Origin of the sequence: Arcobacter ellisii (assembly GCF_003544915.1) — a bacterium.
Taxonomy (GTDB): Bacteria; Campylobacterota; Campylobacteria; order Campylobacterales; family Arcobacteraceae; genus Aliarcobacter; species Aliarcobacter ellisii.
The window spans coordinates 2,065,494-2,081,024 of record NZ_CP032097.1 but is presented as its reverse complement, the minus strand read 5'-3'; the positions used below and the strand labels follow the sequence as shown (position 1 = coordinate 2,081,024).

Genomic DNA, 15,531 nt, shown 5'->3' with positions numbered 1-15,531 from the left:
ATTAGAATTTTTTATTTCTTGCTTCAGATACAAGTTCTTCAGCCATTTTTTGTGTTGTAGTTGTAATTTTTGCAACATTTTTTGCTTGATTAACATTTTCTAAAGATAATTGATTTAATACATTTATCATTCTATTTATCTCTTCAATTCCTTCTAATTGTTTGTTGCTAGAACTACTTACATCTTGGATAATCTCTATTGTTTGGGCAATATCATTATTTAATTTTTCATAACCTTCAATCATCATATCACTAATTTTTTTCCCTTCATTTGCTTTTGTTGTGGCATTTTCAACTATGTTTTTAATTTCACGTGCTGCATCGGCACTTCTATTTGCTAAATTTCGCACTTCCGCTGCAACAACTGCAAATCCACGTCCAGCTTCTCCAGCCGTTGCAGCTTCAACAGCTGCATTTAAAGATAAAATATTTGTTTGAAATGCTATTTGGTCGATAATAGAGATAGCTTCGTTTATAAAGGTAATTTCTTTATTTATCTCATCCATAGAATTAGCTGTTTTAGAGGCTAAATCTTGACCATTTGTAACGGCAACTTTTACAACTTTTCCCAATTCATACATCTTTTGTGCATTTTGTGTATTGTTTTTTGTTGTATCAGTTATTTGAGAGAGGGTATTTGTTGTTTTTTCTAAAGATGAGGTTTGTTCATTTGCTTTTTGTCCAAAGAAATTTACACTTTCTATCATATTTTTTGAATTATTTTCTAAAATTAGACCATTGTCTAGATTTTTTTTGGCGTTTAAATTTAGAGTTTCTCCTAAAAAATTTATGCTAGTTAGAACTTTTAACATCTCTCCTTTTACTTTTTTATCAATAGTAATCTGTTTTGTAAAATCATCTTTTGAATAAGATTCTAAAATATTTACAAGATTATTCATATCTTTACTAACTTCATCTAACATTTTATTTATAGTGTTTCTTAGTGTCATAATCATTGGATTTGTAGTTTCAGAGGTAATTCTTGAACTATATATTCCTTGTTCAACTCTGTCCATTGTTATTACAATTTCTCCCAAAACTCTCATATCGTATTTCATTCTTTTATCAATTTCAACAGAGATTTCATTTAGTTTTTTTGATAGTTGAGCAATTCCACTATTTCCTTCTATTTCTAAAGGAATAAATTTATTTGTTTTTGAGTTTATAAAAGTTGAGAAATTTTCAAATGCTTTATTAAAGTTTTTAAAATCTTCTGTAATAGAACGAAAAAACGAAAAACAAATCAATCCTAAAAAGATAGAAAAAAGAGTGGTAAAGATTATAGTTAAATCTGTTCCTAAATTTATTGCTGTTAAGGGGATAATAATAAATCCTATTTGTGCAACAAAAAATAGGAAAAGTAGTTTATATTTTATTTTCATTTTTATTATTTCTTTCAAAATTACAATTTAGTAAATATCTTGCAATAAGTATTCCATCGTAATTTATAGCGAAAAAATAAATAATAAAAATATTGAAAAATTATTATTTATTTAAAAAGATTATAGATTTTTAATTTTTTCAAACTCTTTTTTTATCTCTTCTATATTTTCAGTTCCAACTGAAATTCTAAGAAGATTTATAGGAAGTCCAATTTGTTTTAAAAACTCTTGTCCTTTTTTTGAAGTAATTAAATCATAATGGGCAAGGTAAGTATATGGCATCAAAAGTGTAAACTCAGTTCCAAGACTTGGACCTTTTGCAAAAGCTAAAGAGTCATAAACTTTAGCAAACTCTTTTTTAAATGTAACAGAAACTATTCCTGTATATGAATCTTCATCTATCATTAGTTTTTTATAATTTGTAGCATATTTATCTTGTAAACAATAAAAAATTTCATCTATAAAAGGGGCTGTTTTAAAATATTTTACCAACTCTTTTGTATTTTTTCCAATCTGTTTTACTCTTTTTTCATAACCTTTTATTTGATAAGCCATTCTTTGAATATCTTTGATATATGGCTCATCGGCATGTTTGAAAAACTCATAAGAAATATGAGAGATTTTTGAATTTTTATTTAAAATTATTGCACCCATTAAAACATCGGCATTTCCACAAGCAAATTTTGTTAAAGACTCCACATAAATATCTGCATAAGGGTTTAAATCCAAATTATAAGGAGTTGCAAAAGTTGAATCAATAACTAAAGGAATATTATAAGTATCACAAAGAGTTTTTAATTTTTCCAAATCGACTGTTTGAACAAGTGGATTTGTTGGAATTTCTGTAACTATTGTTGAAACTTTTAAACCATCTTTTTTTAAAAACTCTTCAAGTAAATCTAAATTTGTAACATCATAAAAGATTTTACTCTCTTCAAAATAGTGATTTACTATATTCATAGTATCAAGATAAAGCCATCCAAGTTGTACTAAAATAGGTCTTCCATTTCTTGCTTGAATATTTTTAATTCCCTTTAAAACGCAATACATTGCATTCATTCCAGATGGATTTAAACAAATATTTTCAAGTGGCTGTTTATAAGCATTTGCTAAACTTGAAACTAAAATCTCTTTTGCTTTTGATTTATCTTCAAGTTTTTCCTCGTGAAGTTTGTTTATCAAACCAACTTTATATAAATAATCTTCTGCTAATCTTGAAGATAAGTTGTATCCCACATGTTGAATAAATTTTAAAACTTTTTGAAGCTGAGTTGTTCCATTTTGAACTAAAATTACTCCAAAAGGCTCATTTATTTCTATCTTATTATGGATAAAATATACTGAACTAACTACTTCAACAGCCTTTTGAGAACTTAAAAGTACAACTTCATAACTATCACTAATTTTGTATTTTTCTTTTATATATTTAGCTAAAGTTTTTAGATATGGATGCATTACAAATCTAGGATATGCAATAGTGATTTTTTCTAAAATCTCTGGTGTTTGTTCTTCATAATCAATCACATCTTGTAAAGAGGGCATACTAACAGAAACTGCGTGAATATTATTTAAAGGTAACGTTTGACCGCAAGGAATATGACTAAAAATTTCTTGATTCATCTATTTTACTGCTTGTTCTATATCTTTTATTAAATCTTCTACACTTTCTAAACCAATAGAAAATCTAACTGTACTATCACTTATTCCAATAGCTTTTAACTCTTCTTTAGAAAAACTTGCGTGGGAAATTTTTGCAGGAATTTCAACTCTACTATCAGGGCTTCCAAATGAACATTTTTCACCAAAGATTTTTGTATTTTCAATAAATTTTTCAGCTAATTCCACGCTTGTAAAATCTACACAAAAAACTCCAGGAATATATTTCATCTGTTTTTTTGCCAACTCATATTGTGGATGAGATGGAAGTGCAGGGTGAGTTACTTTTTTTATGTAACTTTGTTTTTCTAAATATTTGGCAATAGTAATTGAATTTTTTTCATGTTCAATCATTCTGATTTTTAAAGTTGGAATTCCAAGGCTAATTAAAAAAACATCCATTGGATTTTGACTTCTTCCGTGGGCATTTGCATAATAGTGAATTTGCTGTGATAACTCTTTTGTTTTAGCAACAATTGCACCTGCAACTACACTTCCATGACCACTTATATATTTTGTAGTTGAAAAAAGTGAAAAATCAGCTCCAAACTCTAAAGGTCTTTGAGAGATAAAAGTTGCAAGTGAATTATCAACTGCAAATAAAGCATCATATTTATGTGATAAATTTGCGATAAGTTCTAAATCAATGATTTTAAGTCCAGGATTTGTTGGGCTTTCACATAAAACTAAATCAATAGGATTTGTTTTTAAAATATGTTCTATCATCTCAACATCACAAAAATTTGCAAAATGAACTTGAATATTATATTTTTCTTTGAAGATTTTTAAAAGTCTAAATGTTCCACCATAACAATCAGCTTCTACTAAAACTTGTGAGTTTGCTTTTAAAACAGTCTCAAATAGAAGTGAAACACAAGCAATTCCTGTATGTGTACAAACGCATCCTGCTCCACCTTCAACATGAGTAAAAAGGTTTTCTAAAACTTCCCTTGTTGGATTATCACTTCTTGTATAATCATAGATTTTATCGCCAGTTTGTTTTTTTAAATCAAAAGTTCCAGTGTTGTAAATTGGAAAATGTGAAGCACCACTAACATCATCAAATGGTGCAAATTTTGCAATATGGCATAAAGAAGTTTCTAATTGTTCACTCATAATAATCCTAAAATTTTTTGGCAATTGTATCTAAAAACTAATTAATGAAATGCCCAAAATGCTTAATTTTCTTTAATAATAAAAAATGGTATAACTATAAATATAATTTTATTTTCAAGGAGAGTTAAGTAATGATAAAATTTATATTATTAACAATTCTTATAGTTGTTTTTCAAGGATGTGCAACTTGGACAGGAATAAAACAAGATAGTAACAGAGCTTGGGAAGCTACAAAAGATACTTCAAGTGATGTTTATCACTCTGTAAAAAAATCAATTCACGAGGCAACTGAGTGATAAAAAAGATTTTTTTATCTTTAATCATTTTTTCTTTTAGTTTATATGCAAATAATGAAAAAGATTCTATTTTAGAAACAAAAGAGTTCTTAGAAAAATCTTCAAATTATCTAAAAGAGCAAGTAATTATAAAGAAAAACTCTTTCAATGAAGAGAAATTTTTTGAAGATTTTTCAACTATTGGAACAAAAATTTTTGATAAATACACTCCAAAACTTTCAACTTTTAAAAAAGTAGATAATCTATTATCAGAAATGGGAGCTTATGATAGTTTGATTATTGAGGTTGATTCTTCAAAAAATTTGATGAAAGTAATTGGTAAATATGATAATAAAACTAAAAATCTAAAAACATACAAAGTTTCAACTGCAAAAAAAGATATAAAAAAACCTTTGGGTGTTGGACAAGTAACTTCAATAACTTTAAATCCAGTTTGGTATCCAACTGTTGATACAATTGAAAGTTTTAAAAAAAGAGGAATAGAGTTACCAAAAGTTGTAAAAGCAGGTGATAAATTAAACTATATGGGAAGTGCGAAAATAAATCTAAGTCATAAAGTTGATGGAAAAGAGACTTTTAGAATTCATGGAACAATCAATGAAAAAACTATTGGAAGTTATGAATCAAGTGGTTGTATAAGAATGAAAAATAGTGAAGTAGTGCAACTAGTAGCTTTATTAAATGAGTTTATAGATTTTAAAAGTATGGACGATATAAAAGTTGTTTTAAAATAAATTATTGGTGTTGTATAATTCCAAGAAAAAAAAGGATTAGATTTTGAATAAAATTGTAATAAAACCAAAAGGTATGGGAACATTTAGTTTAAATTGCCCTTTTACTAATGAAAAACTTGATAATGATAATAACTCTTTTGAAATTTATGAAGGTGCAGGAAATTATCTTTTTTCTATGTGTGATGATTGTATGTTTTTTGATGCAGGGAATAATAATGAAATAGAAAAATATTGGAAAAATTCTGCAATTGAAGCAATAGAAAAATTTGTATCAAATCATAAAGAAGAAAATATTTTAATAATAGAAGTTCAAAAGGGCGATGATACTTATTATTATGGTTTTTTAAATGAAGAAAATCTTCAATTAAGTCCTGAAGAGATAGAAAAAAGATTTATAAAAGAAGTGTAAAAAATTTTATAAATTTACACTTTTTTTGCACCTAGGTACAATAGACAAGTTTAATCAAAAGTTATATACTCAACTATATAAAATCAATTAAGGAGTTGAGTTATGGCTAAAACAATTGGAAAAATTACATTTGAAAATGGTTCGTTTTTTATAAAACATCCAGATGGAACTTTAGAAGTTGCTAAAGTGGGCGCTATGCTAAGTGAAGGTGATGTAATAATTGGAAGTTCATCAAATAGTAATTCTAATTTAATTAGAGTTTCTTTAATTGATAATTCATCAGAAATCCAAGTAGTTGGAAGTAATGAACAACTTTTTGATATTACATTATTATCAGGGGAAATTCCAGAAGATACAGTTGTTCCAAATAGTCAAGTTGGTGACTTATTAGAACAAGCAACAAATAATCAACAAGATCCTAACCAAAATAACGAACAAGCTACTCTTACTTTAGCTCAAATCGAAAATTTAGATGCAGCAGCAGCTGGAGCTGGTCAAACTACAACTGAACCAGTTGGAATTGTACCTTTAAGATTAGAAGATAGAACAGCTGGTGAAACTAATGTTGTTACAGATTTAAGAGATGCTGAAGAAACTTTAGCTGTTATTGATGACACTGTGGAAGCTGATAATAGAATTGATGATGTTCCAACAACAGGTGTAAATCCAACTATTTCACTAGATGATGATACTTTAAGTATTGATAGTATTGGAAATCCATTAGCTGTAGATTTTGGACAAAATGGAGCAGGAAGCGTTGCCTTAACAGATATTACAGCTGATACTTCTTTGGGATTAACATCAAGTGTAGCTGGAAATGTAATGACTATTTCTCAAAATGGTGTAGCTGTTATGACTATTACATTAAATAGTGCAGGTGGAACATATACATATGATGTTAACCAAATAGCTGCAATAAGTCACCCAGATGCTACAACAGAAGATAATATAGATTTTACAGTTAATTATGTTGTAACAGATATTGATGGTGATACCGCAACTGGTACATTTGGTATCGTTGTGAATGATTCTGTGCCAGCACTTGACATAGAGTTAACAGAGACAACAATCCCAACATTAACAACACAAGATGCCCAAACAGAAGGTGTAAATGTATCAGATACAGCAAGTGGATCGTTTGCAACATTGTTTACATTAACACAAGATATGGGAGCAGATGTTGATGGGACACCAGCAACATTAAGTTATGCATTATCACTAGCAACAGGAACAACAACAAGCTTAACAAGTGCAGGAGAAGCTATTACATTATCAATGAATAATGGAGTTGTAGAAGGTAAAGTAGCAGGTGTAGATGAGCCAATCTTTACAGTAGCAGTTGATGCAAGTACAGGAACAGTAACTCTGACTCAAAATGGACCAATCGATCACTTAACAGAGAGTGATACGGATACAAATGGATTAACAGATGATAATTCAGTAACAAATGTAGGATTATCATTAACAGGAGCAATTAACTTAACAGCAAGTGCAACAATTACAGATGAAGATGGAGATCAAAGAACAGATTCAGAAACAATAGATATTTCAAGTGCAATAAGCTTTGATGATGATGTACCAACAATTACAGTAAGTGGAGGAACAACGATAGCAGAAGATGCAGTTGATAATGTAGCTACTACAGATGTTAATGAGTCTATTGTAACAGGAACATGGGATAATGCAAACGCAGGAGCAGATGAAGCAGCAAGTACAGTAGTTGTAATAGGAACAACAGAGTATGCATTAGGAACAGCAATTGATACAGGAAAAGGAACATTAACTGTTAATACAAATGGAACATGGACATTCGATCCAGTTACAGGGCTAGATCAAGATACTGTTCAAAGTGTAACATTCAGTGTAAAAGTTACTGATAATGATGGTGACGTTGCAAGTGATGATCATACAATTACAATTACAGATGGAACAGGACCTTCAATTGACCCAACAGCTAATTCAATTACACTAACTACTGATGAAGCAGATATGGCAACTGATGATACAGAAACATTAACATTTACATTAGGTTCAGATGCTCTTGAAAGTATTGCATTTGGAACAGATTTAACAGCTTTAGTGTCAGATACTAATGAGGTGGTAGGTACTGATGTTGTTTGGACAAGAACAAGTGATACTGTTATTACAGGAACTATTGGTGGACAAACTGCTATTACATTAACATTAACACCTAATTTAACAGCAGGAACAGCATCAGTAAAAGCAGATATTGCAGATAACTTTGATTCAGTGCTTGGAAATAATGGAACAAATACATTGTCTTTAGGAAGTGTAAGTGTAGTAGCAACAGATATCGATGGAGATATAGCAACAGGAACAGTAAATGTAGAAGTTATCGATGATGTACCAACAGTAAACTTCACAGATGCAATAAACAATACAACAACTCCAACAGTTGCAACAGGAACTTGGTCAGAGACTATAGGTGCAGATAATAATTCAATGACATTAGGTGCAGATGTTGAGTTAAATTGGGTTAAAGTTAATAATGTTTTAATTCCAACAACAACTTTTACTTTTGATAATAGCTCAAATACGGGAAGTGGAACTTTTGTGTATGATGGAACAACATATAATTTTGATTTAACATTAAATAATAATGGTACTTATGAAGTTGTTGCAGCTTCTTTACCTCAAACTATAGAGATTAATTATAATGAATTCTCAAGTAGTATCAAAGCATCGGGTCCAACTGATACTTATATTGTTGAATATCAAGATGCAGATACAAAAGATATATATAGTGCAAAAATTTATGCAGAAGTTGAAGGTAATAGTTTATCATTGGTTAATTATGTTAATTCAACAACAACTAATATTATTCCATCAACAACAGTTGGTAGTACAATAAACGTTTCAGCAACAGGTATTGGACTAGGAAACAATGTCTTAGAGAGTTATTACAAAAATGGAGTATATACAAGCGAGTCTTTATATTTTAATCCTGATAATGAAACAAACTTAATAACATTAAATTTCACAGGAACAGGAGCAAATGCTTTTGGTAGTGGAGATGTTATTTATATAGAGTTAACAGGAGTTGATGGAACAGTGCAAACTGTATTACTAGATAGTGTTCATGGTGATTTTATCGTAAATAGTGATAATAGCCTGACTCCTATTTCAAATACTTATACAGGTGGAAATTTGTCATCTTATTCTGTTTCTTTATCAAATGGAGAATCAATTGATTATGTTAAAGTAACAACTGGATTTAGTGGAACAACTGAAACAAATGTAAAACTAGCTTTTAGTTATTCTGTAAGTGAAACTGTAACATTTAATGAAGATTTATCAATGAATTTTACAGCTACAATAACTGATGCAGATAATGATCAAGATAGTATAGATTTTGATGTGCAGTTTAATAAAGTTGATTTAATTCCTGAAAGTACAGATAAAGTATTTGATATGACTTTAGGTGATACTAAAGAGACAGTAAATGTTGTAATAACATTAGATCTTTCAGGTAGTATGGATGATGATATTAATGATACAACAAGATTAGCTTTAGCAAAAGATGCAATTGAAAATATGTTAAATGCATATGCTGATAATTATATTGTTAATGTAAAACTTGTAACATTTAGTGATAGTGGAACTTCATATGATTGGATTCTAAATGATGTAGATACTGCAATAGCTACTGTAAATAGTTTAAATACTGGAGTTTATACAAATTATGAGGCAGGTGTTTCTGCAACATATAGTAATTATACAGAGCCTACAGCAGATAAAACTGTTGCATATTTTATTTCTGATGGTGCGCCAACATCTGAAAATAATGAAGGAAGTGATGTATGGTTTAATGTTGGTACAGATTCTGAATCTGGTTGGTTAGATACAAGTTATAAAACAGCATGGAATACTTTTGTTGATACATATGTAGATGAATTAAATGTAATTGCAGTAAATAGTGGAACATTTAGTACTACTTATTTAGATGCTCTTGCTTCTGCTGAACAAGGAAATAATACAATAGTAATTACTGATGAATATCAATTAAGTAATATTTTAGTTAACCTTGCAAGTGAACAAATAAGTGGAAATGCATATAGTACTATTAGTGGAGGAAATGGTGTAATTTCTATTGATGCGATAGAAGTAAATGGTACAACATATAATGCAAGTGATTATACTTCATCAAATAATACAGTAACATTAAATAATTGGAATGGAACTTTGACATTTAATTTCTCAAATGGTGCATATACATATGTAACAAGTGCAGATAAATTTACACAAGATTTAGAAAAATCTTTCAAAATTTTTGCTTCTGATGAAGATGGAGATACAACAAGTTTTGATGTAAAAATAAATGTTGATATTGATGATACAGCATCAACTCCAACGCTTGATATGAATATATCAGATAGTACAACAGTTATTTCTGACTTAACTTATCCAGATAGAACTATATCAAATGGAGCAACTTATAGTCAAACTATTTCTCTTGGTAGTGCTTATGCAAATAAAACAGTTACTGTAAGTTTTGATGCACAAACGGGTGGTAACTGGAATAAATCTGATACATTTAAAGTTTATAATGGAACAATATCTTCTGCTAATGAAGTTTATTCTAATAAAAATGATTTTACAGTTAATAATAAAACTTTTACAGTGACATTATGGAATGACCCCAAAAATATAGACATAAAATAATTCAGTTAATTAATATAACAATTTAGAGAAAATTGTAAATAATTGAAGGAATTAAAAATGGGAAGAAGAGAATATAGTGAAGAGTTTAGAAGGGATGCTGTAAAACAAGTTGTTGAGAATGGATATGGGATTGTTGAAACAGCTGAGAGATTAGGTGTACATCATGATTCTTTGAGAAATTGGATAAGAAAGTACCAATCACCTGAAGCAGAAGTAGAAACAAAAAAGTTTCAAGATACACAAGCTGAAATAAAAAGATTACAAAAAGAGCTAAAAAGAGTTACAGAAGAACGAGATATATTAAAAAAGGCCGCAGCGTACTTTGCAAGCAACCCAAATTAAAGTACGCATTTATTAAAGTGCATGAAATACAGTACACAATAAGAAGAATGTGTACTGTGTTAAAAGTTCATCCAAGTGGGTATTATAAATGGTTAAAACAACCTATTTCAAATCTTGAAAAAGAGAATCAAGAACTTCTTATTGAAATAAAAAAAGCATATAAAGAATCAAATGGAATTTATGGTTATAGAAATATTCATAAGGATTTGAAAGCTTCAAATATTCATGTAAATAAAAAAAGAGTTGCAAGATTAATGAAAGAAGCAAAACTTTGTGGAATAGGAAATTATAAAAGAAGACCTAAGTATAAAGCAGGTTCAATTCATAAAGCTCATCCAAATCATTTAAAACAATGTTTTATATCACAAACTCCAAATGAATCATGGGTAAGTGATATAACTTATATAAGAACTCATGAAGGATGGATATATCTTGCAATTATCTTAGATTTATTTTCAAGGAAAATTATAGGATGGGCAACAAGTCATAGAATTACAACAGATTTAATAATTCAAGCATTAAAAAATACTAAATATAGAATTCCAAAAGATGGAGTAATTTTACATTCAGATCAAGGGAGTCAATATAGCTCATATGAATATAAAACTTTTTTAAAACATCATAACATCACACCAAGTATGAGTAGAAGAGGAAATTGTTATGATAATGCAGTTGCAGAAAGTTTTTTTAAAACATTAAAAAAAGAGTTAGTAAGAAAAACCATTTTTAGAACAAGAGAAGAAGCAAGAGATAAAATATTTGAATATATTGAGATGTTTTATAATTCAAAAAGAAGACATAGTTATTTAGGTTTTATAAGTCCAAATGAATTTGAGAAAAGGTACAATGAAAATGTTACTCAACCTGAGGTGTTAACTGATTAAAAAAGTGTCTACTACTTCGGGGTCATTCCAAATTAAAGATTTAATTCCTGTTTGTGCTAATTGTCATTCGGTGATTCATAGAAGAAAAAATGAAACTAAATCATTAGAAGAAATAAAAGAAATGATTAAATTAAATAAATTAATAAATTAGATCATTTAAATAATTAGAATACCAATTAATTAATTTTCTCATTCCTTGTTTATAAGTAGCTCTATTATAAGCTTCTTTAACTTTATTAGTCTCTTTATGGGCTAATAAAGCTTCAATAACTTCTCCACTACATTGATGTTCATTCATATTTTCATAGGCTATTGTTGAAAACATTGCTCTAAAACTATGTGGAACAAATTCTTCTTTTGTATAACCCATTCTTCTTAATGCAGAAATCAAAGTATTATCACTCATAGGACGATTTTTATCTTTAAAACTGGGGAATACATATTTACTATTACTAGTATACTTTTTTACTTCTTCTAGTAATTTTATTACATAATTTGAGAGTGGAAGTATAAATTCTGATTTTGTTTTCATTTTAGAAGCAGGAATTATCCATTCTTTTGTTTCAAAATTAATTTCATTCCATTCACAATGACGAATATTAAAACTTCTTACAAATACAAAAGGCAACATTTTTAAAGCCATTTTTGTAGTGTAATCTCCTGAGTATTCATCAATAGCAAGTAATAATCCTTTTATGTCTTCTTTTTTTGTAAAAGTAGGGTAGTGATTTTTTTCTCTTTTCCCTAGAATATTTCTTTGCTCAATATCTGCAATTATATTATGTGGAACATATTCTAATGTAACAGCATATTTATAGATTTTATTGAGTAGCATATAAACTCTACTAGCTGTATCAATTAATCCTTTGTTTTTTAATCCTTGAAGAATTTCTATAATATCAAGTCTTGTAATTTCTTCAATAGGTTTATTTTTTATGTATGGATATATGTAATTTTCTAATGCTCTATCTAATTTTATATGATAATTTTCTGATACTTCAGTTTTATAATTTTGATGCCATTCTTGAGAAACTTTTAAAAAAGTATTTTCTTTTTTCTTTTCTTCAAATTTTATTTTTTCTAATTTAGATTTTTTTTCTTCAACTGGATTTATACCTTTTGCAATCATAGATTTGTAATTATCTCTGATTTCTCTTGCATCTTTTAAAGATAGACTTGGATAAGTACCTAAAGCAATAATATTTTCTTTATTATTGAATCTGAATTTTAATCTCCATCTTTTTCCGCCAGTTGTAGCAACTAATAAAAAAAGACCACCACCATCAAAGAGTTTATAATCTTTTTCTTTTGTTTTTGCATTTTTTATTTCTGTATTAGTTAGGGGTAGGGTACTTTTTGCCATGATTAAAAATCCTTAGGGGTATATTTTAATACTTAATGAATAATTTTATCAATATATCCCTAAAGATATCCCTAAAAGTTTTAGATTTGTTAATTTTTGATTAGACTATATTGTACGAATAATTTGAAAAAAAGTCCTTTTTATAGGTATTTGTTGGACTTTGTAAGTTTTGTTTGGATTGTGTATTGGTGGAGATGTGCGGGATTTGAAGCTATTTTTTATAATATCTCTATATAATCCTTACTTGAGCCACTTTAAGGTTTGTTTTTTGAAGGCTTTAGTAACCTATTAGTAACCTAAGTAAAAAAAGACTATTTTTTAAATTGAATCTATGTAATAGGATGTTTCATTATATCGTAATATATTTGTATTTTAAAAGCTTTTTATTTGTATTTCAGGACTGCGGTTTGATCCCACTAAACACCATATTATATTAATTAAAGACTTGTAACAATGTATTGTCTATTTGTTTATTACATTTAAATAATAAAATTTAGTAGTGTTGAAGCCATAATATTTGAAACCTAAACATTATTTAGTCTTTTGTTATTATTAAAAGAATCATATATATTATGACTATTATCTTTCATAGTTATCATTCTTAAAAAGTTCTCTAAAAACTTATTATCACTATGATTTTCAATAATTACCTCTAAAGGTACAAATAAAATATTGTGTAATGATTCTTTTAAATCAAATTTTTTACTCAACTTTCGCACATAGATTCCAATAAATTCATGAACTAAAGTTGATAAATAAAGTCCATAAGTAGGCACTTTTTAGTATAATTACGTTACCACTAACATCATTATAAAGGTCTATCTTATGGAACTTGCAAATTATATAGAAACTGCTATGAAGAGCATATTAAAAAATCCAATTTACGAAGTGTTATCAGAAATAAAAATCACAAAAATACTTAAACAAAGTAACTTTGTTAAGAGAGAAGTTGGATATCCACCATTTCAAATAATTTTACACTTTCTTTATATGCTTATTATGCAAAAAAGACAATCAACTTTTATAAAAAATAGTGATAAGGCTTATGGTAAAGATGTATATTATAGATTTATCAAAGAAAAACGCTATAACTGGCGTAAACTTTTATTGTTAAGTGCTACAGAAATTTTAAAAAAGATAAAGCCATTGCATAAAAATGGTGAGTATCGCCTACTAATTATCGATGATACAGTAGAACCAAAAAGAGGTAAATTTATTGAAGGTACTTGTAAATATATCTGGAGTAATAAAGAGCATAGAAGTATTAATGCACTAAATATAGTGTCTCTAAATTATGCAGATTCACACTCAACATTTCAATTGGATTTTTCTATAAAAATGAATGATAGTAAAAGAAAATCTACATCAGAGTTCACAGCAAAATTGCATCATAGAAGTAACGCATATCAGCGTAAGAGTGAAATTATTAAAGGTAAGAATATACTAGCTCTTGAGATGTTAGAAAGAGCATTAGATAATGGAATTGATGCTGATTATCTACTTGTTGATAGCTGGTACGCTAAACCAAATTTTATAAAAGAAGCAAATACTTTAGGAATGCCTGTAATTGCAAGACTTCCAAATAATAAGCTCATTTGGAACTTTAAAGGTAAATATAAAACTCTAAATGCAATATATGATAGTTTAAAAAATATTCGTCATAAATATAGCGGTAAACATGGAAAGATATCTTATAAGTATTTCGATTCAGTTTTAGAACATGCTGTTTTAGGAAAAGTTAAATTGGTATTTTTACACACTGGAAAAGATTTATTAGTTTTTATATCAACAGATATAAGTATTTCAGGTAAAGAGATTTTAGAAACTTATAAAAAGAGATGGAATATTGAGCAAGGCTATAAAGATCTAAGACTCTTGTTTGGCTTAGGAAAAGAAGAAAATCGTATCTATGAAGCTCTTATTGGAAAAATCACTCTTTCTATGTTTACTTACAACATTGTAAGTTATATAAACCGCATAAAACATGAGCCACAAACACTAGGAGAACTTTTTAGAGATTTAGAGTGTGAACTTGAAACCCTTGCAATTTCAATGCAACTTTTTATTCAAATACTTACAAAAATCTCTGAAATCCAAAATGTTGTCAAGGATAATAAAGATTTACTTCAAATTATTGCAGTTATAAGTGCTTTCACTCAAAAAGAGTTAGGTTTTATGTGCGAAAGTTGAGTAAATATTATACTAAGGGATATAAAATAATAACGGTAAAATTAACGGTAATTTATATTTACATTGAATAAAATCATCATAATATAAGGAATGAAGTATTTAATTGAGATTCAGATAGTTCCTGTTAAATTACTTCCAAAACAATCTTAATCAATATTAAAAATATGAGATGAAAACTATCTCATATTTTTTAAATTAAATTACTCTTTTGTTATCATATCTTTTAACAAAGTCATTCTCATCCATGCTGAAGTTGTAATTTTAACTCCAATTTCTTTTGACATTTTAGAGGCTTGATTTTCTATCCATTCTTTTTCTAATTGGTTTAATGCAACGGGAATTGCCGTATTCCTTACTTCATTTTGAGCTTTTGCTGGTCTTCCCATTATCTTTTTTTTTGCAACTTTTTCTTCTAAAACTTTTTCATCGGTTTGAATTTTTGAAGAATTTTGTTTTAATTTATCCGCATAACCCATT

The 15,531-nt window shown here is 28.1% G+C and carries 12 protein-coding genes; 6 read left to right on the top strand and 6 right to left on the bottom strand.

Annotated elements, in window-relative coordinates; genetic code table 11:
- Position 1: 1 nt before the first annotated feature.
- The 3 genes from AELL_RS10530 to AELL_RS10520 form a co-directional block, all read right to left on the bottom strand.
- Positions 2-1,381: a methyl-accepting chemotaxis protein gene (locus AELL_RS10530; RefSeq protein ID WP_118917919.1), complete on the bottom strand. Its 1,380-nt coding sequence runs from the start codon at positions 1,379-1,381 to the stop codon at positions 2-4.
- 120 nt (positions 1,382-1,501) lie between these two features.
- Positions 1,502-3,001 (bottom strand): PLP-dependent transferase, encoded by a 1,500-nt coding sequence (locus tag AELL_RS10525; protein ID WP_118917918.1) that lies wholly within the window; start codon positions 2,999-3,001, stop codon positions 1,502-1,504.
- Entirely contained in the window at positions 3,002-4,153 is a 1,152-nt protein-coding gene (locus AELL_RS10520; RefSeq protein ID WP_118917917.1) for a trans-sulfuration enzyme family protein, read from the bottom strand.
- Positions 4,154-4,284: 131 nt separating this feature from the next.
- On the opposite strand from AELL_RS10520, the gene AELL_RS14315 reads away from it, so the two are divergent.
- The 5 genes from AELL_RS14315 to AELL_RS10500 all read left to right on the top strand — a co-directional run bounded on the left by AELL_RS14315 (position 4,285) and on the right by AELL_RS10500 (position 11,501).
- Positions 4,285-4,449, top strand: a complete 165-nt coding sequence (locus AELL_RS14315) for a hypothetical protein (protein WP_164967261.1) — start codon at positions 4,285-4,287, stop codon at positions 4,447-4,449.
- The gene (locus AELL_RS10515; protein ID WP_118917916.1) at positions 4,446-5,183 is read left to right on the top strand and encodes a L,D-transpeptidase; all 738 of its coding nucleotides are present in this window, start codon (positions 4,446-4,448) and stop codon (positions 5,181-5,183) included. The genes AELL_RS14315 and AELL_RS10515 overlap by 4 nt, the downstream gene beginning before the upstream one ends.
- A gap of 43 nt (positions 5,184-5,226) precedes the next feature.
- The gene (locus tag AELL_RS10510; RefSeq protein ID WP_226805985.1) at positions 5,227-5,592 is read left to right on the top strand and encodes a hypothetical protein; all 366 of its coding nucleotides are present in this window, start codon (positions 5,227-5,229) and stop codon (positions 5,590-5,592) included.
- A gap of 102 nt (positions 5,593-5,694) precedes the next feature.
- Positions 5,695-10,275: a beta strand repeat-containing protein gene (locus AELL_RS10505; protein ID WP_118917915.1), complete on the top strand. Its 4,581-nt coding sequence runs from the start codon at positions 5,695-5,697 to the stop codon at positions 10,273-10,275.
- Between the two features lie 57 nt (positions 10,276-10,332).
- Positions 10,333-11,501 (top strand): IS3 family transposase gene (locus tag AELL_RS10500; RefSeq protein WP_429697570.1). Its coding sequence is split into 2 segments (ribosomal slippage): positions 10,333-10,585 and positions 10,585-11,501, totalling 1,170 coding nucleotides; the frame shifts between segments, so codons are not numbered across the junction.
- Positions 11,502-11,640: 139 nt separating this feature from the next.
- Here AELL_RS10500 and AELL_RS10495 read toward each other — a convergent pair.
- The gene (locus tag AELL_RS10495; protein ID WP_118917914.1) at positions 11,641-12,864 is read right to left on the bottom strand and encodes a tyrosine-type recombinase/integrase; all 1,224 of its coding nucleotides are present in this window, start codon (positions 12,862-12,864) and stop codon (positions 11,641-11,643) included.
- Positions 12,865-13,388: 524 nt separating this feature from the next.
- Positions 13,389-13,574: a hypothetical protein gene (locus tag AELL_RS10490; RefSeq protein ID WP_129096286.1), complete on the bottom strand. Its 186-nt coding sequence runs from the start codon at positions 13,572-13,574 to the stop codon at positions 13,389-13,391.
- Positions 13,575-13,689: 115 nt separating this feature from the next.
- Between AELL_RS10490 and AELL_RS10485 the strand changes: the two genes are divergently transcribed.
- On the top strand, positions 13,690-15,054 hold the full coding sequence (locus tag AELL_RS10485) for an IS4 family transposase (RefSeq protein ID WP_118917912.1): 1,365 nt from the start codon (positions 13,690-13,692) through the stop codon (positions 15,052-15,054).
- A 200-nt stretch (positions 15,055-15,254) separates the two neighbouring features.
- Here the strand turns inward: AELL_RS10485 and AELL_RS10480 are convergent, their stop codons facing one another.
- Positions 15,255-15,530, bottom strand: a complete 276-nt coding sequence (locus tag AELL_RS10480) for a hypothetical protein (RefSeq protein WP_118917911.1) — start codon at positions 15,528-15,530, stop codon at positions 15,255-15,257.
- Position 15,531: the final 1 nt, after the last annotated feature.